This window comes from Acidobacterium sp. S8, assembly GCF_009765985.1.
GTDB lineage: Bacteria > Acidobacteriota > Terriglobia > Terriglobales > Acidobacteriaceae > Alloacidobacterium.
This window is the reverse complement of record NZ_LMUM01000015.1, coordinates 86,762-109,003: the sequence shown is the minus strand read 5'-3', so window position 1 is coordinate 109,003 and position 22,242 is coordinate 86,762. Positions and strand designations below refer to the sequence as shown.

Genomic DNA, 22,242 nt, shown 5'->3' with positions numbered 1-22,242 from the left:
TTACTTACGTGTCGATTCAGGTGCATTTTGAGCGCACTTCGGCGCAACCACACACTCAGGAATACCATTGACGATCTATCCATAGATAGTCTATATATTTAGTCATGCCTAAGAAATCTGAATTGCTTCCTGGAACCCTGGACATGCTGATCCTGAAAACACTGACGCGGGCGCCGCTGCATGGCTATGGGATCGCGCAGTCCATCAAGCGGCTGTCTGAAGATGTGCTGACGGTGGAAGAAGGATCGTTGTATCCGGCGCTGCAGCGGTTGTTGCTGCAGGGATGGGTGAAGGCGGAGTGGAAGAAGACCGAAACGAACCGGCGAGCGCGGTATTACACGCTCACTCCTGAAGGACGGAAACAGCTGGGCGAAGAGCTTTCGCAGTTTGAAGTGATGATTGCGGCAATTGGGCGGGTACTGCAGGACGCTTAGGCTCCCACCCTTTCGCAAATGGCGCGAAAGGATGGGCCACCCGGGCTTTTTGTAGGGGAATTATCGGGCTATCGGATAGATAGAAAGTTGGAATGGCATGAGTCTGGCCAGTCGGAAGTTGCGGAAATTGATGGTTCTCGTTCGTCGCGAACAGTTCAACCGTGAACTGGAGGAAGAGATGAGCTTTCACCGGGAGGAAGCGGAGAAAGAATTTCTAGCCGATGGCATGAAAGCTGAGGATGCCCGACATGCAGCGAATCGGCGATTTGGGAATGATGCGCAGCTACGGGATCAGGCTCATGAGACGGTCGGATTCTGGTTTGAGGGAGCGCTGCAGGATTTTCGCTTTGCGTTGCGGCAACTGCGGAAGAACCCGGGCTTCGCTGCTACTGCGATTCTGATTCTTACTCTTGGCATTGGGGCCAGCGTTGCCATTTTCGGTTTTGTGGATGCGGCGCTGATTAAGCCGCTGCCGTACAAAAATCCGAACCGGCTGGTAGTGCTGTTTGAGAGCATACCGCTGGGGCCGCGCTTTCATCTTTCCTATCCGGATTATGTGGACTGGAAGCGGGAGAACAAGGTGTTCCAGTCGCTGGATGTTTACGCGCCGTATGGCTTCATGCGGAGCACTTCAACCGGAACGGAACAGGCGGTTGGCGCGCGTGTGAGCGATGGATTCTTTCGCACGCTCGGGGTTGTTCCGGTGCTTGGCCGGGATTTTCGTCAGGGCGAAGATCAGAAAAATTCGCCGCGTGCTGTTTTGTTGAGCTACTCCGCGTGGCTGCGGCACTATGGCGGACGGAAAGATATTCTGGGGCAGACGGTGATTCTCGACGGCAAGCCGAACACGATTATCGGCGTGCTGCCGCGCGATTTTCATTTCGCTCCGGCGGAGCCTGCGGACTACTGGACGACCCTGCAGGATTTCATCAGTGATTGCCGGGGTTGTCATGGATTTTTCGGAGTGGCGCGGCTGAAGGACGGGATTTCCTTTAACGCAGCCTTTGCGAATATCAAAGGGATTGCCGATCAGCTGGCGCGGCAATATCCGGATTCAAACCGCGACCAGAAGGCATTCATGCTGCCGATGAGCGAGGTAATTGTTGGCGACATCAGGCCGGTTCTGCTGGTGCTGCTGAGCGGCGTAGCGCTGCTGCTGTTGATTGCCACGGTGAATGTGGCAAGCCTGCTGCTGGTGCGCTCTGAGAGCCGGAGGCGCGAGATCGCTGTGCGGGGAGCGCTTGGCGCGTCGCGGATGCGGCTGATCCGTCAATTCGTAACCGAAGGGCTGGTGCTGGTGGCGACGGGAAGCGTGCTGGGCCTGACGGCTGCGTACTGGGGAATGCATCTTTTTGCCCACTACATTCCGAAAGACATGATGGCCACTATGCCGTATCTACAGGGACTTGGATTGAATGCGCGGGTGCTGCTGTTCGCTTTCGCCATTTCGGCGATGGCGGCGGTGCTGTTCTCGCTGACTCCGGCGCTGCAGTTGTCATGGGCTGAGATGCGCGAAGGGTTGACGGAGGGCGGACGTGGACATGCGAGCACGATGTGGCGGCGCTTCGGCTCGAACCTGGTGGTGATTGAGCTGACGACTGCGATGGTGCTGCTGGTAGGCGCCGGGCTGCTGGGGCAGAGCTTTTACCGGCTGCTGCATGTGGATATCGGGTTACAGTCCGATCATCTAGCCATGCTGACGGTTGGCGCACAACCCAACACCTACCAGAAAGATGAGCAGAGGATTGCGCTGGAGCGGCAGATGATCAGCCGGATCTCAGCGTTGCCGGGAGTGAAATCGGCGGGGCTTTCCACCACTTTGCCTATTGGGGATGGCGATGGGACAACCGGATTCCAGATAGTAGGGCACCCATCCCACGGCGAGCATATGGAAGTTGCCATCCGAAAGGTGAGCTCCGGGTATTTCTCAACGCTGCAGGCGCAGCTGTTGCGCGGGCGCTACTTTGCAGAGGATGAGGATAAATCGAAACCGGAAGTTGTCATCATCAACGAGGCGATGGCAACCCAGTATTTTCGTGGCGAGAATCCTGTGGGCATGGCGATCAGCTTAGGCGATGGCGATCAGCACGTCGAAATTGTTGGCGTGGTCAAGGATCTGCAGGAAGGGCAGTTGGACGCCGCTTCGCGCAGCGCCATGTATGTTCCGTATAACCAGGGCCCTGCGACCTTCTTCTCTCTCGTGGTGCGCACTTCACAGGATGAGCGGTCGATTCTTCCTGCGCTGACTTCGATCATTCACCAGATCGATCCGACGATTGCGGCGTTCGGCGCGGCGACGATGCAGGAGCGCATCCATGACTCTCCGTCGGCTTATCTCCATCGCTCGGCGGCGTGGCTGACGGGTGGCTTTGCTGCGTTGGCGCTGCTGCTGGGCGTGGTGGGATTGTATGGCGTCATCGCGTATTCGGTGAGCCAGCGGACGCGTGAGATTGGTGTGCGTATGGCGTTGGGCGCGCAGCGCGGGTCAGTGTATCGACTGGTGATGTGGGAAGCGGGGCGGCTTACCGTGATTGGGATTGGCGGCGGCGTGGTTGTTTCGCTGGCGGTGACGATGCTGATGCGGAAGCTGCTGTTCGGCGTGCGTGCGTGGGATGCGCCGACGCTGATTGGCGTCTCTGTGGTGCTGGCTGTGGCGGCGCTGCTGGCCAGTTATCTTCCGGCGCGGAGAGCGGCGGCGGTGAATCCGGTCGAGGCACTCAGGGCAGAATGACGGCCAGTTAAATTTCGTTGGGTGGCGTGAATATCTTCGGTGGCGCAATCAGGGTTTCTGCGTGGGACGCAGTAGCACCTCGCTGACAAAGGACTGCGGAGCCTGTGTGACCAGCATGGCTACTACGTGGGCAACGTCATTGGGCTGAATTTTTTTGTTGGGGTCCTTCTTGTCGCCGCGGCCTTCAAAGTGCGTATTCGTAGAACCTGGTGCGATGACGGAGACGCGTATGTTGTGTGGGCGCAGTTCTTCCGCGACGGAATAGGTCAGCCCATTCAAGCCCCACTTGGAGGCGGCATAGGCGGCTCCATTAGGCAGGGGAACGTGTCCGGCGAGAGAGGAAATATTTATGATGTGGCCGAATTTGGCGTCAATCATGAGCGGGGCAACGGCCCGGATCATGAGGTAGGCGCCGCGCAGATTTGTCCCTATGATCTGATCCCACTCGCTGACAGGAAGCTCATGCAGGAGTTTCCTGGGGACGCCGACGCCTGCGTTATTGACGAGGATGTCGCAGCGATGATGGGCGGTTTGCAATAGCTCCCCGAGTTTTGCGATGGACTGTTCATCGAGAAGGTCGAGCTGGGCGATTTGCGCTGAACCGCCAGAAGCCGTAATTTCATTGTGTATACGCTCAAGCCGGGTGATATCGCGGGCCGCCAGAATGACCGTCGCTCCCATCGAGGCGAGGCGTTTGCTGATGGCTTCGCCGATGCCGCGCGCGGCTCCGGTAACGACTGCTACCTGACTTGTAAGCTCCATTGTGTTCTCTCTCCCTTTGCGTTCTCAGGCACTTTTGATGCGGGTGCGGTGTCTTCATATCTACAGAAAATACGAGGTCAACCGTTTGGTGGGTTATGGCATCACATTTTCGCATTGACGGAATTGTAAAAACCGATTACTTGTCACTGATAGCTGCTGGTTTCTATAATTCAGCACAACCGCATTGAACAGATGAACATTTCCGGAAGAGCGGTCTGGTATGTTTCAATGCGATTGGAGCACCCTCCAATCCGCATCGAGCAATTATTCAGGAATTTTCCTAGGAGCGTTGAATGAAGAAAGTCGTCGTTGCTTCCGTGTTGGCAGTAGCCACCGGCGCTGCATTTTGTCTGCCTGCTGCCCTGGCGTTGGATGATGGCCAAACTCAGGGTGCACAATCCGGCCAGATCACGATTAAAGATCCGGCTGAATATAACGCTTACACTAACGCCGTGGGGCAATCTTCTCCAGCGGCAAAGGCTCAGGCGGTCGAGCAGTTCCTCCAGCAGTATCCGAACAGCGTGGTGAAGGAAGAGATGCTGGAACAGCTGATGGCGGCCTACGAACAAGCTGGGCAGGGCGACAAGGAACTCGATGCCGCGAACCGTCTGCTGCAGGTGAATCCAAACAGCCTGCGGGCTCTCACCATCGTGGTTTACATGGAGCAGAAAGACCCCTCCAAGCTGGATGACGCTTCTGCCAAGGCCAAGCAGGCCCTGGCTGCTCCCAAGCCTCCGGCGCTTTCCGATGCCGATTACCAGAAGCTGAAGGCTGCGACGACGCCGATCTTTGAAGGCGCCATTGCTGCGGATGCAAACTCCAAGAAGGATTACAAGGCCGCAATCGATGCCTATACGGCTGAGCTGAAGGCATACACCGATCCGACGCAGACCCAGTCGGGCCCTGGCCTGCTGGCGACTTATAACCTCGGTAACGCCTATGTACAGCAAGATCCAAAGGATCTTGTGAACGGCGTCTGGTTCCTGACTCGCGCTGCGCAATTCGCTCCCGCAGGCTACAAGGACCAGATCGAAAAGGCCGCCGAGTACTGGTACAAGAAGTACCACTGCGCAACGACGAATGCCACCTGCATGGCAAATCCGGACGGATATTCGGACATTCAGCAGCTTGCCAAGGCTAATCTCTTCCCGCCGGATTCCTATAAGCCGGTTGCAGCTCCGCCACCGCCTTCGCCACAGGATCTGGCACACCAGGCTGTGACGAGCACTCCTGACCTGAAGACGCTGGCGCTGGCTGACAAGGAATTCATCCTTGCCAACGGTACGCCTGAAGACGCGGGCAAAGTCTGGGATGTTCTGAAAGACGTGACGGCGGAAGTGCCGGGAACTGTGGTTTCGGCAACTGCCGACAGCGTGCAGCTTGCAGTTTCCGACGATGCCAAGCAGTCGCAAAAAGCGGACTTCACGATCAATATGAAGACCCCGCTCAAGGACATTCCTACTGCTGGCACGAACGCAACCTACGTTGGCACGTTCGATTCCTACACGCAGAACCCGGCTATGATCATCCTGAAGGATGGCGAGGCGCCCGCGAAGAAGACCCCGGCGAAGCGTCCGGCAACCACCACGCATCACCACACACAGGGATAACAGCTGGACAAACCTATAAACAGCAAGGGCAGCCTTCACGGGCTGCCTTTGTTGTCTGTAGGATAGAAGGGTGATCACGAGGAGCCGATGAGATTTGCCGGGTTTGCACTCGCTGTAGCCTTCCTGTTTTTGCGCTCGCCGCTGACCGCGCAGGTGACTCCGGTATATGGCGATCCGGCACAGGAAAAGCTGCTGTATCTTTTGCTGGAACATCGTTCTTCCGCAGAGATGAAGGCTGAGGACGCGGCGCTTCTCAACGCACGCAACCAGGAATTGCTGGCAGCGGCGACATTCTACGGCTATGAGATGAAGAGCAATGACTGGAGCTATGAGCAGTCAGTGTGCCCGCTGATGCCGGATTCGCTGATGCTGCGCTATTCAAGCAAAGATGCGGCAGGGGCAGACTCGCTTTTTGTGGCGCTGGTTCCGCGCAGCGCGGGGCGCGTTCGCATCGTGCCGGTGTTGACGCATGGCGCGACTCAATTTACGCCTGCCGCTAAGAATCCCCGGAATTTTCAATTGTTCAACCAGATGGTGCCTGCGGACGTGGCGCAGGCGAACAGCCAGGTAAGCGGGCAGTGGCTTCTGCTTTCCGTTTGTTACGCCGAAATGACCGGAGCGCAGCCGCAGATACCGAATCGTCCCGAAGTGGATTTGCGCCTGATTCCGACTTCGTCGCCCATGCTGCGCGCGACACTCGACGGCGCAGGCGAGGAGGTCCGTTTCGCGGCGCCCATTTCTCCGACGCAGTATACGGCCTGGAGCGTGAATTACGACAAGGCCGGCCGCATCGTGAACGCCTCGGCCGATACCCATTCCTTTACTCCTCCGGTAGAGGTAGCAGATACTCCGCCGCCTACGGGGTCGCCCATTGCAGCGCCGCCGCCACCGGTGAAAGTGATTCCTGCCTCTCATCCTCAGGCCGACGTGATTCCCCAATCTCCTACCCCGGCGCTTCAGGCAATTCCGGCACAGCCGCCGCCGGAGGCAAAGGCCATCGCGCCGAGGCCGCTACCGCAGGCAAAGCAGATTCGTGTGGCGAAGGAGCCGGAAGTGAGAATCATGCCGGATGCGCCGCCTCCGCCTGTAAAGGTGATTCCCGCGCCTCCTCCACCGACGGTCATTCCTGATTCGCAGCCTCAGTAGGGAAGCAGCTGCCATTTCAAGATCGGCAGGACGCTCGAGTAGTCGTCCGTCCAGAGGTCGATTCCGGGGCGGGGCAGCAGAGGCTGGCTGGCCTGCGTGACTTTAGGCTGAGTGAGAAATCGCTGGTTGTTGGTCAGCAGGATCCAATCGGCAATGAAGATGCCGTGATACAGATCAGCTTTGGAATGGACGATGATGGCGCGCATGCCTGCCTGTTGCGCCTCGCGCGCGATGACCGGTTCCAGGTTGAGATATTGGCTGGATGCGTGGAAGGCAATGATGCCGTCCGGCGTAAGGTGCCTGCGATAAAGCTGCAAAGCCTGCTGCGTGAGCAGGTGTATGGGGACGGCGTCGCCGGAAAAGGCATCGACGATCAGTACATCGAACGGAGGACCCTGCTCGCGGCTGATCGAAAAGCGGGCATCGCCGAGAACGACGCTGGTCTGGGCCGGGGTTTCACGCAAGTAAGTGAACAGGCTGCGCGCAATACGCTCGACGAGCGGGTCGATCTCATAGAAACGAAAGGTGTCGCCCGGCTGCCCGTAGGAGGCTAATGCTCCCGCGCCCAGGCCGACGATGCCGACATGACGTGGCTTGCCTTCGCAGCAGAGGCGCAACGCGAGTCCGACGCCGGAGAATGGCGCGTAGTAGGATGCCGGCTGCATGCGCATGCCATTGCCGAAGAACTGGGCTCCATGCTGAATGGTGCCGTGGTAAAGGGTGCGCGTGGTGTCGGCTTCCGGCGGCCAATGGGTTTGCGTAACGCGCAGCGTTCCGTAAAAGCTGCGCAGCTGTAGAAGAGCGTCCTGTCGCCAGGCGCGCGCCTGCGCCATTCCCACCCAGATCAATGCGATAGCTCCGGCGCTCCAGAATATCCGAGCCATAAAGCCGAAGTTCCAGCTGACAACGAGTGCCAGGACAGCGGCAAGGACGAGGCCGATGGCCAACTCATAGTTAGCGCGGAAGATGTTCGGAGCAAGGATTCCGACAAAGAGCGATCCCAGGGCGGAGCCGAGCGAGAGGGAAAGGTAAAAATCAGTCGCCGAGGCGGCTGCCGGGCGCAGGCGATAGAGCTCGCCATGAAAGAAGAAACAGAGCACGAACAGGCATGAGCAATAGAGCGGAACGGAAATTGGAACTGGCAGGGTTCCGTGCACGTCGTGCACGAGATAGCCAAGGATGCCGAGGGTGCAGGCTGTAAGCCGCAGCATAAACCAGCGCGGATAGGCGGTCGGGGAGTGGAAGGCGATGATGAAGCTGAGCAGATAGGCGGAGAGCGGCAGAATCCAAAGCAGGGGAATGGCGGCGACATTCTGGCTGAGGTGATTGGTGAAGGCACAGAGCAGGAGTGAGGCGCATCCGGGCAGCAGAAGCCAGAGCAATCGGCGCTGCGGAGAAATCGCTTCCTTCGGAGGTTCAGCCTCCGGCAGTGGAAGGCGGTGGTCGGGCAGTGTCTGGCGGATGCTCCAGGCGATACCGCCGCAGAGCACGGCAAAGAGAAAAAAGCCGCTTGACCAGAGGCGTGTCTGCATCCTGAGGGCAAGATGCGGCTCGACCCACACCGGATAAAGCAGGAGGGCGAGCAGCGCGCCTGCGTTCGAGAGCGAGAAAAGGCGGTAGGGCCGGTCCGCGTGGAAGCTGCGGGTATACCAGGACTGCAGAAGCGGGGTGGTTGCGGAGAGGGCAAAGTATGGCAGTCCGATAATCAGGCCCAACAGACCGAGAACGGTAAGCATGGGATGCCATGTGGCCGCCCATGCGCTGGGGCGTATATGCATTCCAAGCGAGGCCAGGGCAGCGGCGAGCAGGATGACATGCGTGATTGCCTGATGCCGCGGGCGCAGCCGGGTGGCGACTCGATCCGCATAAAAATAGCCGAGCAGCAGAGCCGTCTGAAAAAAGACGAGGCAGGTGCTCCATACCGCCGACGATCCGCCGAGCACCGGTAAGAGCTGCCTGGCAACGATGGGCTGTACGAGGAAAAGTAGAAACGCGCTCAGAAACACTACCGAGGCGTAGAGAAAGGTGAGCAGAGCCATGAGGGTCTGAACAGAATTTCTTCAGCCTACGCCGCTTTTATGATTCTGGTCTACACTCATCCAGGAAAGATTGGGGTGACCATGCTGGGACATGAAAAGATCATGGCGTTTGTGGGCGTAAGCGATGCTGATAAAGCGCGCGCTTTTTATCGCGACACGCTGGGTTTAACCCTGCTGCACGAAGACGGCTTTGCGCTGGCTTTCGATGTTGGCGGCATCATGCTGCGGGTGACGCCGGTGAAAGAGGTGAATCCGCAGCCGCATACAGTTCTGGGCTGGCAGGTGGCGGACGCTTCAGCGACAGTGCGCGCACTGGCCGCTGCCGGTGTGCGCACGGAGAAGTATTCGCACGTGTCACAGGATGACGACGGCGTGTGGGAGGCTCCGGGAGGCGCGAAAATCGCCTGGTTCCAGGACCCGGACGGCAACCTGCTAAGTATTGCTCAGTTATAAAAGCGCAAGCAGGGAAGTGGCTCAGTGCTTGTCTTTTTTGCCGGACTTTTTGACGAGCTGGTTCAGGCTTGTTTGATCAAGCTCTTTTTCAAGGGCTTTCTGTGCGTCTTTCAGCGCCTGCTGCAATGCATGGCTTAATTTATTAGTAGAGGTAGCGGAAGCCGATGCTGTATGGAAAATATCTCCCGGATCGAGCGCGCGGTAAATATCGGCCAGAGTGATGTCCCGGGCCGAACGCGCAAGACGCGAACCACCGCTTGGCCCCTTCTGGCTTTCCACCAGCTCGGCCTGTTGCAGCAAAGAAAAAACACGCCGGATGACGACCGGGTTTGTGTTGAGCTTGCGTGCCACATCTTCTGAGGTCTGCAGTACATCCGGTTCGGCAGCGAGCAGAAGCAAGGCGTGGACGCCGGTTGCGAATCGGGTATTGACGGCCATACTGCCACGCTACCATAGGTTTTCTCGAATCCGAATCGCAAAACAGGCATTTGCGCCTGCAACAGTCACGTATTCACATTGGCCTCGTGCTAGCATCAAAATTTCTTATCTAGTGAGGAAGGTGTTTTGCGGATTCTTTTTGTAGGAGACGTTTTTGGAAGCGCCGGGCGGCGCATTGTGCGGGAACACGTACGCCATGTGATCGAGCAGCGCGAAGTTGATCTGGTCATCATTAATGGCGAGAATGCAGCGGGCGGCTTTGGACTTACGCCTGTGATCGCCGAGGAGCTGTTCGATCTGGGAGCGCATGTGCTGACCACGGGCAACCATGTGTGGGACAAGCGCGAGATTATTGAATACATGCAGTCTGTGCCTGCGGACAGCCACGAGCGTCCGCGTCGAGTGATACGGCCGGCGAACTATGTAGCCGGAACGCCGGGGCATGGCTTTTATCAGGGCCAGCTCGCTTCAGGACAGGAGTACGCGGTCATCAATCTGCAGGGACGCGTGTTTATGGCGTCGAGCGATGATCCATTTCGCGTGGTGGATGCGATGCTGAAACAGATTACTGCGAAGGTAATTCTGGTGGATGTTCACGCCGAAGCGACCTCGGAGAAGGCTGCGCTTGGATGGTATCTGGATGGCCGCGTGACCGCTGTACTGGGAACACATACGCATGTGCCTACTGCCGACGATCGTGTGCTGCCCGGCGGCACTGCGTACCAAACAGATGTGGGCATGAGCGGACCGTATGACAGCATCATCGGCGTTGAGAAAGAGCTGGTACTTCAGCGATTTCTTACCGGCATGCCCGCGAAATTTGAAGCAGCCAAGGGCGATCCGAGAATGGCGGCTACTCTTATCGAATGTGACGGATCTACAGGGCGTGCGTTCAGTACGCAGCGATTACTACTGGGAGAGTGACTTTTATAGCTGGAGAGAAGCGTACCTTCTGCGGGAACAGCTTCTCTTTTCCGGAACAAGAAACGGCAGGTCACTTTTCTTCGTGATATTCCTGCTCAGTGTTGATCTCCCACAGTTCATGCTTATCCATGTTTCCGGCAATAATGTTGTCCACCGCAGTCATTGCCGTCAGCATGGAGTGGTCCTGATTGTTGTACTTGTGCATGCCATTGCGGCCTACCAGGAACAGGTTCTCGAATCGATCCATATAACGAATGATTTCATCGAAGCGGTCGTAGGTTCCGAAATAAGCAGGGTAGGTCTTAGGCACGCGAACGACGTGAGCATCGAGCACATCTTCCGATTTCAGAATTCCGATCTTTTCTATTTCCGCGATGGCAAATTTCTTAATCTCTTCATCGCGCATGTGCCATAGCTCATCTGTGTCATAGCAGAAGTATTCAAGGCCGATCCACATCTTGTCCGGATCGGCCACAAGATATGGACTCCAGTTGTTGAATATCTGCAGCCTTCCTACCTGCACGTCAGGCTCCTGAATATAAATCCAGGTGTCTTTGAGCGGCGAGCCATCGGGCTCAGTCACGGAAAGCTTATTCACCAATAAGCCGACGGTGAGAAAATCGCGATAGACAAGGCCGTCGCTGATGGCTTGAATTTCCTCTGGCACGGAGACATCAAGGCTGCGGATCAGCTCGCGTATCGGCATCGTCGAGAAGACATAATCGGCGGCAAAGCGGCGCGTCTCACCAGCAGCATTCGCTGCTTCAACTGCAACCACGCGATCATTCTCGACATGCAGGCGATTGACGCGCCAGCCAAGCTGAACGCAGCCTCCCTTTTGTGTAACTAACTCAGCTACATACTCCCAAAGCTGGCCAGGGCCGTATTTAGGGTAGAGAAATTTTTCGATAAGGGAAGTTTCAGTTTCCTTCTGCGCAATATCTGACGCCTGCTTGCGGCTGAAAGCCTTCTGAAAGAAGTGCGCCAGGGCCGAGCGCAGCGAAAGACCTTTAATGCGTTGCGCTCCCCATTCGGCGCTGATGTGATCACAGGGAACTCCCCAGACCTTTTCCGTATAGGACTTGAAGAAGGTACGATACAACTCTTCGCCGAAGCGATTGATGAGGAAGTCTTCGAGCGTAACCTCCTGCTTGCGGGGAAACAGTCTTGCGCGAATGTAGCTGGTTCCGATCCTGAGCATGCGCCACGTGCCGAGCTGGTGGAGCGTCCTGCCGCTGAGGCTGAGCGGATAATCAAAAAATGTACGCAGAAAATAGATGCGGCTCTTGCGTTGTCGCACCAGCATGACGAGATCAGAGTCGGAGCCAGCCTCGGCAGTTGCGACCTTGCGCTCCTTATTCTGATAACGAATCGCATGCTCGCCATCACCGTTTTCTTCGGCACTGACCGGCATCAACTCTGTCCACCAGTTCATGACGCGGTCAGATTTAGAGAAGAAGCGGTGGCCGCCGATATCCATGCGGTTGCCCTTGTAACGCACCGTGCGCGAGATCCCGCCGATTTCCTGGCTTGCTTCAAGCACGATAGGGCGAATATCCGAGCGACGGAGAAACTCGAGCGCAGCAGTCAAACCTGCGGGGCCCGCGCCGATAATGAGGGCGGTCGGTCTCTCGTTCATCGACTGCATCCGGTGAGGAAGGGGAGAAGATGGAGGGAAGTACAAGGGCTGGTGCTAAGGGGGAAAAAACAATTCGTCATTCGTGATCTGCTTACTGCCAGTTCCGGCTCTTGCGCGGATAGCGTCCTAACTAGTTTATTTTAATAGACGCGAACCGCTCCCCGGCGGTCTACCAGCAACCTCTTTGGCGGATCGCGTATCTCATTGCAAGTAGACTCATTCCAAGGAGCGAAATCATGAATCCAGCGAAATTTTGGGCGGTATTTACCATTGGGGTAGTGGCAGGCGCAGCAGTAGCGCTCTTATACGCTCCGCAGGCAGGCGAAAAAACCAGAAAACAGGTGCGCCGCAGGCTTGAAGATGCGGGTGATTACGTTAAGGACACCGCTGACACGATCAGCGACCGCGCCAATAAGGCCTATAAGGTCAGCAAGGGCGCGGTCGAAGATGCGTTTGACACGGCCAGCAGCGTATATGATGCCGCTGCGAAGCGTGTCCAGCAGATCGTTTAATTTTCCGGTAACGGCTTGAGCTTGACGGTCCGCCCGGTGCGGACCGACTCGCGCGCCGCGTCCAGAATCTGCATCACGATCATGTTTGTATCCAGCGAGGTGAGATCGCCGTCGGGCTTCAACGTGCCCTGCATTACGGCTGCCAGATAGTGGAGGGAAGTATCTTGTGGGGCCGTCAGAGGTTCTGCAGTGGTTTCACTATCCTGCTTCTCGCCAACAAAACGAAGACGCAGTTTTGTGAGTCCAACGGTGATGGCATAACCTTTGTTTCCGTAGATTTCAGAATCCTTGCGGGCGAAGCTCCAGTCCCATGACGGCATGAGGACAGCCTGTGCTCCTGGATATTGGAGAATGATGGTTGCGTCGTCATCTACTCGCGGATAGGTTTCAGGCTTATTCGTTTGAGCGACGGCTGTCACGCTGATCGGTGCTTTGCCATGCATCCACCAGGTCATCAGGTCAGCGCCGTAGCAGCCAAAATCATAGAGAGCTCCCGCACCATTTGTTGCCGGATCCGTAAGCCACTTTAGAAATTCAGGCTGCACGCCGATCTCTTTCGGGCCCTCGTGGCCATCGTGCACAACGACTTTTCGCACATCTCCAAGCTTGCCCTGGTTAATGAGGTCATAGACCGCACGATTGCTGGAATACCAAGTGGTCTCATAATTCACCAACACCTGAATATGGTGCGCACGCGCAGCGCGGCGGATGGCGAGCGCGTCGTCGAGTGAGATGGTCAGCGGCTTTTCCACCATCACGCTCAATCCATGCTGCGCTGCCTGTTCGATCACTTTGCGATGATCGCCTACAGAGGTATAGACGAGGAGTGCCTGAGGATGACGGGCGCTTACCATCTGATCGAGCGACGTGTAGAAGAGGCTTGAATCAAGATGGAACTGCTGTTGATATCGATCAGCTAAAGCTTTGTCTGCTTCGACGATGCCCACCAGTTCCACGTCGTGTTGATTCGGAAACTGATGAAAAAATCCTCCGATGTGGCCATGTTCGAGCCCGTAGATGGCAACGCGCAGGGGCGCCGGCTGCGACTGCGCAAAGCTGACGGCTGGAATGAAAAAGCTGGCGACCAGGAAGGCGAGTTTTTTAAGCGATGTCATAGATGTCATAAAAGTGGTATCGATTCCACGAGGAATTGTAATCGCCGGGAAATACTTTGTCGCAAATAAAGCGAAATTTTCGCCCAAAAAAAGCTGTTGCTAAACGCCTTTACCGCTGTGCGTTGAAAATTCTGTCGTAAGCATGGCCATCACCGCGCCGCACGCGATATTGCTAAATAGAAGGCTCAATTGCCACTCGTCTTCAGCGGGTGTTAGCCTCAAAGGGAATTAAATCTTGCGGTCCTCATTTCTTATCCAGCTGGGAGATATCCAGACACATGCAGACGACGTATAACGGGAAAGCTCTGCCCACCGATGGCGAGCCGATTCAGTATGCAAACGGGAAGTACGACGTGCCAGATCACCCGATCATTCCTTTTATTGAGGGCGACGGCACCGGACGCGACATCTGGCGTGCATCGCAACGCGTGTTTGATGCTGCTGTAGAGAAAGCTTACGGCGGCAAGCGCTCGGTCAAGTGGTTTGAGGTTTACGCGGGCGAAAAGGCATTCCGCGAATTCAAGAACTGGCTGCCTGACGATACGGTCAACGCCGCGCGTGATCTGCGTGTCTCGATCAAGGGGCCGCTGACGACGCCAGTCGGCGGAGGTATCCGCTCGCTGAACGTGGCGCTACGTCAAATTCTTGATCTCTATTCCTGCGTGCGTCCGGTGAAGTATTACCAGGGCGTGCCCAGCCCGGTGAAGTATCCGGAAAAGCTCGACGTTGTCATCTTCCGCGAAAACACTGAAGACGTGTACGCCGGCATTGAATTCAAAGAGGGAACTGCCGAGGCGAAAAAACTGATCGACTTCCTGAATAACGACATGCTGAAGGGCGGCAAGAAGAAGGTCCGCGAAGATTCAGGCGTCGGCATCAAGCCCATCTCCATTACCGGCACCAAGCGTCTTGTGCGCTATGCGATCAAACACGCGATCGAGAACAACCGCAAGTCAGTCACACTCGTGCATAAGGGCAACATTCAGAAGTTCACGGAAGGCGCATTCCGGGAGTGGGGCTATGAGGTTGCAGTCGATGAGTTCCGCGACGCAATCGTGACCGAACGCGAGAGTTGGATTCTCGGCAACCACGAAACGAATCCGAATCTCACCGTCGAGCAAAATGCTGCGCTCATCGAGCCGGGACTGGAGTTCGGTTCTGAAGACTTTCGCAAAGAACTGTACGCCGAGATCAAGGGCGTGCTCGATTCGATCGGCAAGTCGCACGGCAGTGGTCAGTGGAAGAAGAAGATTCTTATCAACGACCGCATCGCCGACTCCATCTTCCAGCAGGTCATCATCCGGCCCGACGAATATAGCGTCCTGGCCTGCCCGAACCTCAATGGCGACTACATCTCCGACGCCTGCGCGGCGCAGGTTGGCGGCCTCGGCATTGCACCCGGAGCCAATATTGGCGACGGTTTTGCGGTCTTCGAGGCTACGCACGGTACCGCTCCAAAATACGCCGATAAGGACGTCATCAATCCCGGCTCGGTGATTCTTTCCGGTGTGATGCTCTTTGAATTTCTTGGCTGGCATGAGGCTGCAAAGCTGATCGAGTCGTCTATGGAGAAGACGATTCAGCAGAAGTATGTGACCTACGATTTCGAGCGCCAGATGCAGGGCGCAACCAAAGTCAAAACCAGCGAATTTGCAACTCGGATGATCGGGAACATGTAGGGAAGCAGTCTCCCTGGGGCGCAGCGAACAGTATCCTTCGCTGCGCTCAATGCGACAATAGTTCATAGAGAAGGAGAAGTATGCGTAAGAAGGTAACAATTGTAGGTGCGGGAAATGTAGGCGCCACGGCGGCGCACTGGATCGCCTCGAAGGAACTCGCCGACGTAGTTCTGATCGACGTAGTCGAGGGTATCCCGCAAGGCAAGGGCCTCGATCTGCTCGAAGCCATGCCCATTGAAAAGCGTGACTGCCAGATCACCGGAACCAACGATTACGCTGACACGGCCAATTCTGACATCGTAGTGATTACGGCGGGCATTCCGCGCAAGCCCGGTATGAGCCGCGACGACCTGCTGCAGACCAACTACAAGATCATGTCCGACGTGGTCAGCAAGGTTACGGCAGCGTCGCCCAACTGCATCCTTATTATCGTCTCCAATCCACTCGATGCCATGGCACAGGCTGCATTCAAGCAGGCCAAGTTCAACCGTGAGCGTGTCATCGGAATGGCCGGCGTGCTCGATTCGGCCCGTTTCCGTACCTTTATCGCGGAAGAACTGAAGGTTTCAGTCGAAAATGTGACCGCTTTTGTGCTCGGCGGACACGGCGACACCATGGTTCCGCTGCCGCGTTATTCGACGGTCGCCGGAATCCCGATTACCGAGTTGATCGAGCCGACGAAGCTGGAAGCGCTGGTGCAACGCACCCGTGACGGCGGCGCCGAGATCGTCAAGCACCTCAAAACCGGCAGCGCATATTATGCGCCTTCGGCAGCGGCAGTGGAGATGGTCGAAGCCATTCTCAAGGATAAAAAGAAAATCCTGCCATGCGCAGCCTATCTCCAGGGCGAGTATGGAATCGACGGTCTCTATGTCGGCGTTCCATGCAAACTGGGCGCACGCGGCCTGGAGCAGATCATCGAGATCAAGCTGACCGCCGAAGAAGACGCAGCACTCAAGAAGAGCGCTGAAGCAGTGAAGGAACTGTGCGCTGTTATCGGCGTTTAATCGATTAATATGGCCCGCTTTTGTGGGCCTTATTGTTTTGGCAAGCTGGATACTTGTGCTAACTTCGACGCATGGCGAGAATCTCGATCTTGTCGGTCGATGACGATCTACTGGAATACGATGAGAATAAGCAGTTCGCCGTCCGTGCTCTAAGGGCCAGCGCGGCTCAGGACCGTTTCAAAATACACTCCCTGACTAACGACTACGAAGAGGCAGACATCATCCTCTACGTCGCTATGGGGACATGTGGCGACTTTTCGGAGAGAGTTCGTGCACATCCTCTGTATCGCAAATATCCAGAGAAGAGCTTTCTCTTCGATTCAGCGGATCATTTACGTCCCACGATTCCGGGGGTGTTCGCGTCGCTGCGCAAAAAACACTATTCGCCGGAACACACACGGACTGGCTTTTATCTTCTCCCGGAAAATCCGCTGGTCGATCACCGTCCAATAGACGGAAACGAAAAATATCTCGCGGGCTTCGTTGGTTCCAGCGATACCCATCCCGTTCGTGAGCAGATTTGTAGCTATCAAAGGCCAGATATTTATGTATTGGATAGCGCAAAGGAAAGCTACCGAATTTCAGCCTGTGCCCGCGCGGACGCGGACCCGGAAGTATCCGGCTCTATGATTCCATGAAGACGGGCCGGGCCTGCATCATTCTTGCTGACGAATGGATCCCAAACGAGGGCGTCGACTGGGATGCTTTCGCGGTTTTCGTGCCCGAGAAGGATGTCGCAGAAATACCGGCACTGCTGGAGCGGTTGAAGCCTCGCGCGGCGGAAATGGGTCAGCGGGCGCGCGCCGAATGGGAGAAATGGTTCTCAGAAGAAGTGCGCTTCCACCGCGTTGCCGAACTTTGCTTAGACATGCTGGCGCAGCGGAAAGTGCATGGAGCGCTGCGGCGGATCTATCACTTGAGGTATATCGTTTCCTCGCCGTCTGACATGCGGCGATACATGATTAGCAAGAAGTATCTCTATAAGCTCTATGGAAGGGTATTCTGGTAAGCTACCTCACTTAACAGAATATCCGTTATCGGACGTAAACTAGCGGGGGGCGAGGCCGGGGGCAAGCGAGGGGCGACCTTTATCGAGTCTTTCTTGCGATCTATCCTACTCTGCCTGACAAAAACTCGTGTCCAGCGATTCGTTCTGTATTGAATACTTCAATTTCTTAAGGCGATCTCCTTGAAAAAACACCTGTTAAGCCCGATATTCCACTAAGCGCTTAAACCGCGTTCAGGCGTCCACCTGCTTGTGTATGATCGGAGATGAAAATTTCCAGCTTCACGAGGATGCCACCTGCATGAAAATCCGGCTCGCCCTGATGATGTTTCTTGAATACTTTATCTGGGGCGGCTGGTATGTCACCGTCGGCACCTGGCTGGGACGCACACTGCATTTTTCCGGTGGCGAGATCGGGCTGGTAGCCGGGACTACCGCGGTTGGGGCTGTCGTCTCTCCTTTCTTTGTCGGGCTCATCGCCGACCGGCTTTTTGCTGCCCAGAAGGTTCTGGCGGCGCTTCACCTTCTGGGTGCGGTCCTTCTATTCTTTGCCTCATCGCAGACTACTTTTGGTCCGGTCTATGTCCTGGTGCTGCTGTACGCCCTGTGCTACATGCCTACCATGGCTCTGACCAATTCGTTAGCCTTTCGCCAGATGCGCGACCCTAAGATTGAGTTCGGACCGATCCGGGTACTGGGAACGGCTGGCTGGATTTGCGCTGGACTCCTAATCGGCAGCCTGCGGCTGGAGGCTACGTCGATGCCCATGCGTCTCGCAGCTGCGGCTTCCCTTCTGATGGCTATTTACAGCCTCACGCTTCCGGATACTCCGCCGCTGGCCAAGTCGACGGCGTTTACCGCGAAAGATATCTTTCCGGTCGAGACCATGCGGCTCTTTAAGGACCGCTCGTTTGCCATCTTCGCGCTGGCTTCGTTCCTGATCTGTATTCCGCTGCAGTTCTACTACGCGTTTACCAATCTCTTCCTCAATGAGGCTGGAGTGCATAACGCTGCCGGCAAGATGACGGGTGGACAGATGTCCGAGCTCTTCTGCATGCTGCTTATTCCGTGGTTTTTCCGGCGGCTTGGCGTCAAATACATGCTGATTTCTGGCATGTCGGCATGGGCGCTGCGCTACGCGTTGTTTGCCTTCGGCAATGCAGGCAGTGGCATGTGGATGTTGTGGCTTGGAATTCTACTGCACGGCATCTGCTATGACTTTTTCTTTGTCACAGGGCAGATTTATGTCGATCGCAAGTCGCCGCTGGCGTTGCGGGCGGCTGCCCAGGGGTTGATTACGCTCATTACTTATGGAGCCGGCATGCTGGTGGGATCGTGGCTGTCGGGATATGTGGTTGACCGGTACACGCTACCTTCGACTTCGGCAATTGCCACGCATGACTGGCGGTCGATCTGGTTTGTTGCCGGGGCCTGCTCGGCGGTGGTGCTGGTGGCTTTCTTCTTCACATTTAAGGAGAAGGATCAGGACATTCCTGTTCGGGAACCCGAGGCGGTTGGGAGCGTCGGGTAGGTGGATACCCCCTCCCCCTCCCAATTGTCTCTCTTTTCTAATGTTTTCAACGACTTAGCGGGGTATCATCCCCCGCTATCCTATTGATTCTGCTTGGGTTAGATCGGTTCTAGGGTTTTCAATCACTTAGCAGGGGGTCCTCTTCAGCGCTGAATGTTTGCTCTGATAGTTTTATTTTAACCTTTTCAGGGGTAATTCTCTGCCAATTGTCGTTGTCACGATTGCATCTATTTTTCAGCTATTTACGATGGTAAATATAAATTATTTATTGACAGGTTCTCGGCAAGCCCGGGGCTAAAGCCCCTTTTTGCGGGCTTGTTCTATTCACCGGCCTGAAGGCCGGTGCTTCTACCCAGCGTTGCTTTGCAACGCTTTATAAAAGAAAACCGCAGGTCGCTTCGACTCCGCTGCGCTCAGGATGACGGCCGGTTAGAGAGTCGATTGCAGCTTGGAGGAGTCGCGCCACCATTGGAAGAGAAGTACGAGGGAAATGAAGATGAGAGCCAAGGTAAGGCCGGTCCATAGGCCGATGATTCCCTTCCCGTGCCAGAAGCAGAGGACGTAGCCGAGCGGGAGGCCGAAGATCCAGTAGCCGGCGAAGTTCGCCAGCATGGGCACGCGGGTTTCTCCGAGGCCGCGGAGCGCTCCGGTGGAGATGGTCTGGATGCCGTCAAAGATCGAGAAGGCGGCGGCCATTGCCAGTAGCGGAATGCCCATGCGCACTACGTCAGCCTGATTGGTATAGATGATGAGGATAGCGTGCGGTGCGACGAGGAAGACGACGGCGGAGCAGGCCATGAAGCTGACGCCGAGCATCAGGGCGAGCCATCCGGCGCGGCGGGCGCATGGGCCGTCTCCGGCACCGACGGCGTGGCCGACAGCGACGGCTGCGGCTGCCGATGTTCCCAGCGGGACCATATAAGAAAATGCGGCGCAGTTGAGCGCGATTTGATGTGCGGCTAACGCTGCCGGGGCAAGGCGCGCGGCCATGACGGTGGCTGCGCCGAAGGCTCCGACTTCCATGACGATCTGTCCGGCGGCGGGAACACCGAGCTTCATCAGGCTGCGGATACGCTCGAGGGCGATTCCTGGCCAGTGTTCGAAGAGCGAGTGGCCGCGTCCGGCTTCGTTTTTCCAGGCAGCGAAGATGAGCACGCCTGCCATGTAGACGCGGGCGAGGCAGGTGGAAAGCGCCGATCCGCGTACGCCCATGGCCGGCAGTCCGAGATGGCCGTAAATGAGCGCCCAGTTCCCTACCCAGTTGATAAGGTTGGCGGAGATGAGCGCGAAGGTGACGGGACCGACGCGCTTGACTCCTTGAAGATAGCGGCGGAAGGCGGCGTAGAGGAGCAACGGTAAAGTGCCCCAGTTGAGCATGCGCAGGTACTGCGTGGTCTGCGCGCTGACAGTGGGGTTGGTGCCGAGATACGGGAAGACCAGCGGCGCGGCCCAGAGAAAGAGCATGAGAAAGGGCGTGAAGATGAGCGCGATGTAGACGCCCTGCGAGAGCCAGCGATGACATTCGTCTAAGTCGCCGCGTCCATAGGCCTGCGAGACGAGCGTATCGAGCCCGAGCAGAATGCCGATGCCGAAGAGCGCGGGCGCGTAATAGAGTGCGTTGCCCATGCCGACGGCGCCGATGGCTTCGGCGCTGAGACGGCCCACCATGATGGTGTCCACGATGGACATGGACATCCATCCCAGCTCAGAGAAAACGACTGGGATGGCAAGCGCGAGCAGCGAACGCAATTCGCTCTTCCATCGTGTTTTTTCAGTGTGGACGGGCATCCTGCCAGTGTAGCGAATGCGGGGTGGATGGGTGAGATGGTGAATAGCGGGCGGAAGAAAAGGGTATTCGGGAAGTTCTTAACGTCGGTTCGAATCCCACTCTCTCTCCGCCGCGCGCGTGAGAGATTCGAGCGGGTCGAATGTGTTAACTTTAGTAAGAACCTTCCTACTGGAGAGATGGCCGAGTGGCTGAAGGCGCACGCTTGGAAAGCGTGTTTAGGGGAAACTCTAACGTGGGTTCGAATCCCACTCTCTCCGCCATAGAAATTCTCTTATTTCATTTCGATAATCTGAACGTTCGAACGCTGTAGCTCTCACTTTCTACACGCGAAACTATTAAGCAACAGCTCAACCCCTCTGTTTTCAATACAAGCTCAAACGTATCCTATGAGCTTATTGGTGTAATGCAAAACGAAAGGCAATGTTGATATTCACTGGGACTGCGATTCCGTCCCGAGTAGCCGGTTTAAATCGATCTTGAGAAGCCGCATATAATGCCTCCTCATCCAGACCAGCGCCGATGGCTCGCACCACTTGCAAACCTACGGGTATACCATCGATGCCGATCCTCATATGTACTACAACGGAGCCACTCACCATTAATTCGCCAGCAATTCCTGAATATTTGGGTGACGTGTAAACGGTCGCTGTCGGAGGTAACACTGAACCGCCAACCGAGTAGGCATGTTGCGCATCCTCATCCTCGTCACTTCCGTTGGCCATCACGTTGACACACTGGTTCACTTTCTTTTCTGCATCTTCACTGATCGCAGGTGGCACAAAGTAATTCGCTGCATAACACTTCCAATAGGGCGGCACCGATGTTGCAAGTTGCTCTAATCCATCTGCGAAAATGTTAGCGAGAGCCGTGTCAAAAGTTTCTCTAGAATCTTTCTGCACGGTAATCTGGACCTCCTCAGAGGCATGAAAATTGCTCTTGTCGCCATGTCGAAATGACGGCCAGATCTGAGTTGTCGAGGAGATCATCTTTCTTTCTAATCCCTGTTTTCCATCCTCCGTTGCCACGAGCGTCACTCGGTTCCCATGAATAATGAGCGAATTGCCTTGAAGCGCTACGCTTTTCACGTCCACGCCGCTAAGCGTAATTGGGCCAACCGGCGATTTATTCAGAAGCTTTCCTGTCCCATCGAAGTCTAATCTGTCGGCAGACCAAAATCCTCGCAGATACAGAGGTTTTCCCACCAGTCGAGCATTCAATTCGGAATCAAGGGGTTGGCTTGCTGCGGATCCAATTGTTGAAAGAAAAACCACTGCCAAGATTACGAGAGCCTGAAAACGATCCACCAAATTTCCTCATACTGTCTAATATGGCCTTACGCCAAATACTTTTAGCGTCACGAAGACGTTCCGGGATGCGTTCGTTTCAGCATCTCATCAGTTAGTCCCACAATAATTCTAAAAGAAGTT

Annotated in this window: 19 protein-coding genes and 1 tRNA gene; 13 read left to right on the top strand and 7 right to left on the bottom strand. The window is 56.0% G+C overall.

The annotated features are described in order from the left end of the window. The first annotated feature begins 104 nt into the window (after positions 1-104). Both GSQ86_RS04410 and GSQ86_RS04405 read left to right on the top strand, forming a co-directional pair. Positions 105-434, top strand: a complete 330-nt coding sequence (locus GSQ86_RS04410) for a PadR family transcriptional regulator (protein ID WP_158748745.1) — start codon at positions 105-107, stop codon at positions 432-434. A 130-nt stretch (positions 435-564) separates the two neighbouring features. Continuing rightward, positions 565-3,165, top strand: coding sequence for an ABC transporter permease (locus tag GSQ86_RS04405; protein ID WP_254062142.1), 2,601 nt, complete (start codon positions 565-567; stop codon positions 3,163-3,165). Between the two features lie 48 nt (positions 3,166-3,213). Here the strand turns inward: GSQ86_RS04405 and GSQ86_RS04400 are convergent, their stop codons facing one another. After that, on the bottom strand, positions 3,214-3,927 hold the full coding sequence (locus tag GSQ86_RS04400) for an SDR family oxidoreductase (protein ID WP_158748743.1): 714 nt from the start codon (positions 3,925-3,927) through the stop codon (positions 3,214-3,216). A gap of 293 nt (positions 3,928-4,220) precedes the next feature. Between GSQ86_RS04400 and GSQ86_RS04395 the strand changes: the two genes are divergently transcribed. Together GSQ86_RS04395 and GSQ86_RS04390 are read left to right on the top strand one after the other, a co-directional pair. Beyond that, the gene (locus tag GSQ86_RS04395) at positions 4,221-5,537 is read left to right on the top strand and encodes a lipopolysaccharide assembly protein LapB (RefSeq protein ID WP_158748742.1); all 1,317 of its coding nucleotides are present in this window, start codon (positions 4,221-4,223) and stop codon (positions 5,535-5,537) included. 87 nt (positions 5,538-5,624) lie between these two features. Next, entirely contained in the window at positions 5,625-6,683 is a 1,059-nt protein-coding gene (locus GSQ86_RS04390; RefSeq protein ID WP_158748741.1) for a hypothetical protein, read from the top strand. Here GSQ86_RS04390 and GSQ86_RS04385 read toward each other — a convergent pair. Then, entirely contained in the window at positions 6,677-8,722 is a 2,046-nt protein-coding gene (locus GSQ86_RS04385) for a spermidine synthase (protein WP_158748740.1), read from the bottom strand. The genes GSQ86_RS04390 and GSQ86_RS04385 overlap by 7 nt on opposite strands. Positions 8,723-8,761: 39 nt before the next feature. Here GSQ86_RS04385 and GSQ86_RS04380 point away from each other — a divergent pair, with 39 nt between their 5' ends. Then, complete coding sequence (locus tag GSQ86_RS04380) at positions 8,762-9,175, top strand: VOC family protein (protein ID WP_254062141.1); 414 nt, start codon at positions 8,762-8,764, stop codon at positions 9,173-9,175. A gap of 21 nt (positions 9,176-9,196) precedes the next feature. Here GSQ86_RS04380 and GSQ86_RS04375 read toward each other — a convergent pair whose 3' ends face one another. Continuing rightward, on the bottom strand, positions 9,197-9,613 hold the full coding sequence (locus GSQ86_RS04375; RefSeq protein ID WP_158748739.1) for an Rrf2 family transcriptional regulator: 417 nt from the start codon (positions 9,611-9,613) through the stop codon (positions 9,197-9,199). Positions 9,614-9,739: 126 nt separating this feature from the next. Here GSQ86_RS04375 and GSQ86_RS04370 point away from each other — a divergent pair, with 126 nt between their 5' ends. After that, positions 9,740-10,537: a TIGR00282 family metallophosphoesterase gene (locus GSQ86_RS04370; protein ID WP_158748738.1), complete on the top strand. Its 798-nt coding sequence runs from the start codon at positions 9,740-9,742 to the stop codon at positions 10,535-10,537. Positions 10,538-10,607: 70 nt separating this feature from the next. On the opposite strand, the gene GSQ86_RS04365 is transcribed toward GSQ86_RS04370, so the two are convergent. Continuing rightward, positions 10,608-12,176: an NAD(P)/FAD-dependent oxidoreductase gene (locus tag GSQ86_RS04365; protein WP_158748737.1), complete on the bottom strand. Its 1,569-nt coding sequence runs from the start codon at positions 12,174-12,176 to the stop codon at positions 10,608-10,610. A 236-nt stretch (positions 12,177-12,412) separates the two neighbouring features. Between GSQ86_RS04365 and GSQ86_RS04360 the strand changes: the two genes are divergently transcribed. Next, a complete protein-coding gene (locus GSQ86_RS04360; protein ID WP_158748736.1) occupies positions 12,413-12,688 on the top strand; it encodes a YtxH domain-containing protein in 276 nt (91 codons plus the stop codon). On the opposite strand, the gene GSQ86_RS04355 is transcribed toward GSQ86_RS04360, so the two are convergent. After that, positions 12,685-13,812 carry a Gfo/Idh/MocA family protein gene (locus GSQ86_RS04355; RefSeq protein ID WP_254062140.1) on the bottom strand — a complete coding sequence of 376 codons (1,128 nt, stop codon included), beginning with the start codon at positions 13,810-13,812 and terminating at the stop codon, positions 12,685-12,687. The genes GSQ86_RS04360 and GSQ86_RS04355 overlap by 4 nt on opposite strands. Before the next feature lie 269 nt (positions 13,813-14,081). Here GSQ86_RS04355 and GSQ86_RS04350 point away from each other — a divergent pair, with 269 nt between their 5' ends. The 5 genes from GSQ86_RS04350 to GSQ86_RS04330 all read left to right on the top strand — a co-directional run bounded on the left by GSQ86_RS04350 (position 14,082) and on the right by GSQ86_RS04330 (position 19,026). Continuing rightward, positions 14,082-15,482: an NADP-dependent isocitrate dehydrogenase gene (locus tag GSQ86_RS04350; RefSeq protein ID WP_158748735.1), complete on the top strand. Its 1,401-nt coding sequence runs from the start codon at positions 14,082-14,084 to the stop codon at positions 15,480-15,482. An 80-nt stretch (positions 15,483-15,562) separates the two neighbouring features. Continuing rightward, complete coding sequence (mdh, locus tag GSQ86_RS04345; protein ID WP_158748734.1) at positions 15,563-16,489, top strand: malate dehydrogenase; 927 nt, start codon at positions 15,563-15,565, stop codon at positions 16,487-16,489. A gap of 89 nt (positions 16,490-16,578) precedes the next feature. Further along, positions 16,579-17,127, top strand: a complete 549-nt coding sequence (locus GSQ86_RS04340) for a hypothetical protein (protein WP_158748733.1) — start codon at positions 16,579-16,581, stop codon at positions 17,125-17,127. Beyond that, the gene (locus tag GSQ86_RS04335) at positions 17,124-17,498 is read left to right on the top strand and encodes a glycosyltransferase family 47 protein (protein ID WP_254062139.1); all 375 of its coding nucleotides are present in this window, start codon (positions 17,124-17,126) and stop codon (positions 17,496-17,498) included. The genes GSQ86_RS04340 and GSQ86_RS04335 overlap by 4 nt, the downstream gene beginning before the upstream one ends. A gap of 298 nt (positions 17,499-17,796) precedes the next feature. Next, positions 17,797-19,026, top strand: coding sequence for a nucleoside permease (locus GSQ86_RS04330; protein WP_158748732.1), 1,230 nt, complete (start codon positions 17,797-17,799; stop codon positions 19,024-19,026). Positions 19,027-19,455: 429 nt separating this feature from the next. Here GSQ86_RS04330 and GSQ86_RS04325 read toward each other — a convergent pair whose 3' ends face one another. After that, positions 19,456-20,775 carry an MATE family efflux transporter gene (locus tag GSQ86_RS04325; RefSeq protein WP_254062138.1) on the bottom strand — a complete coding sequence of 440 codons (1,320 nt, stop codon included), beginning with the start codon at positions 20,773-20,775 and terminating at the stop codon, positions 19,456-19,458. A gap of 210 nt (positions 20,776-20,985) precedes the next feature. Between GSQ86_RS04325 and GSQ86_RS04320 the strand changes: the two genes are divergently transcribed. Then, positions 20,986-21,075: transfer RNA gene (locus GSQ86_RS04320), tRNA-Ser, on the top strand. Positions 21,076-21,207: 132 nt separating this feature from the next. Here GSQ86_RS04320 and GSQ86_RS04315 read toward each other — a convergent pair. Then, positions 21,208-22,119, bottom strand: coding sequence for an energy transducer TonB (locus GSQ86_RS04315; RefSeq protein ID WP_158748730.1), 912 nt, complete (start codon positions 22,117-22,119; stop codon positions 21,208-21,210). Positions 22,120-22,242: the final 123 nt, after the last annotated feature.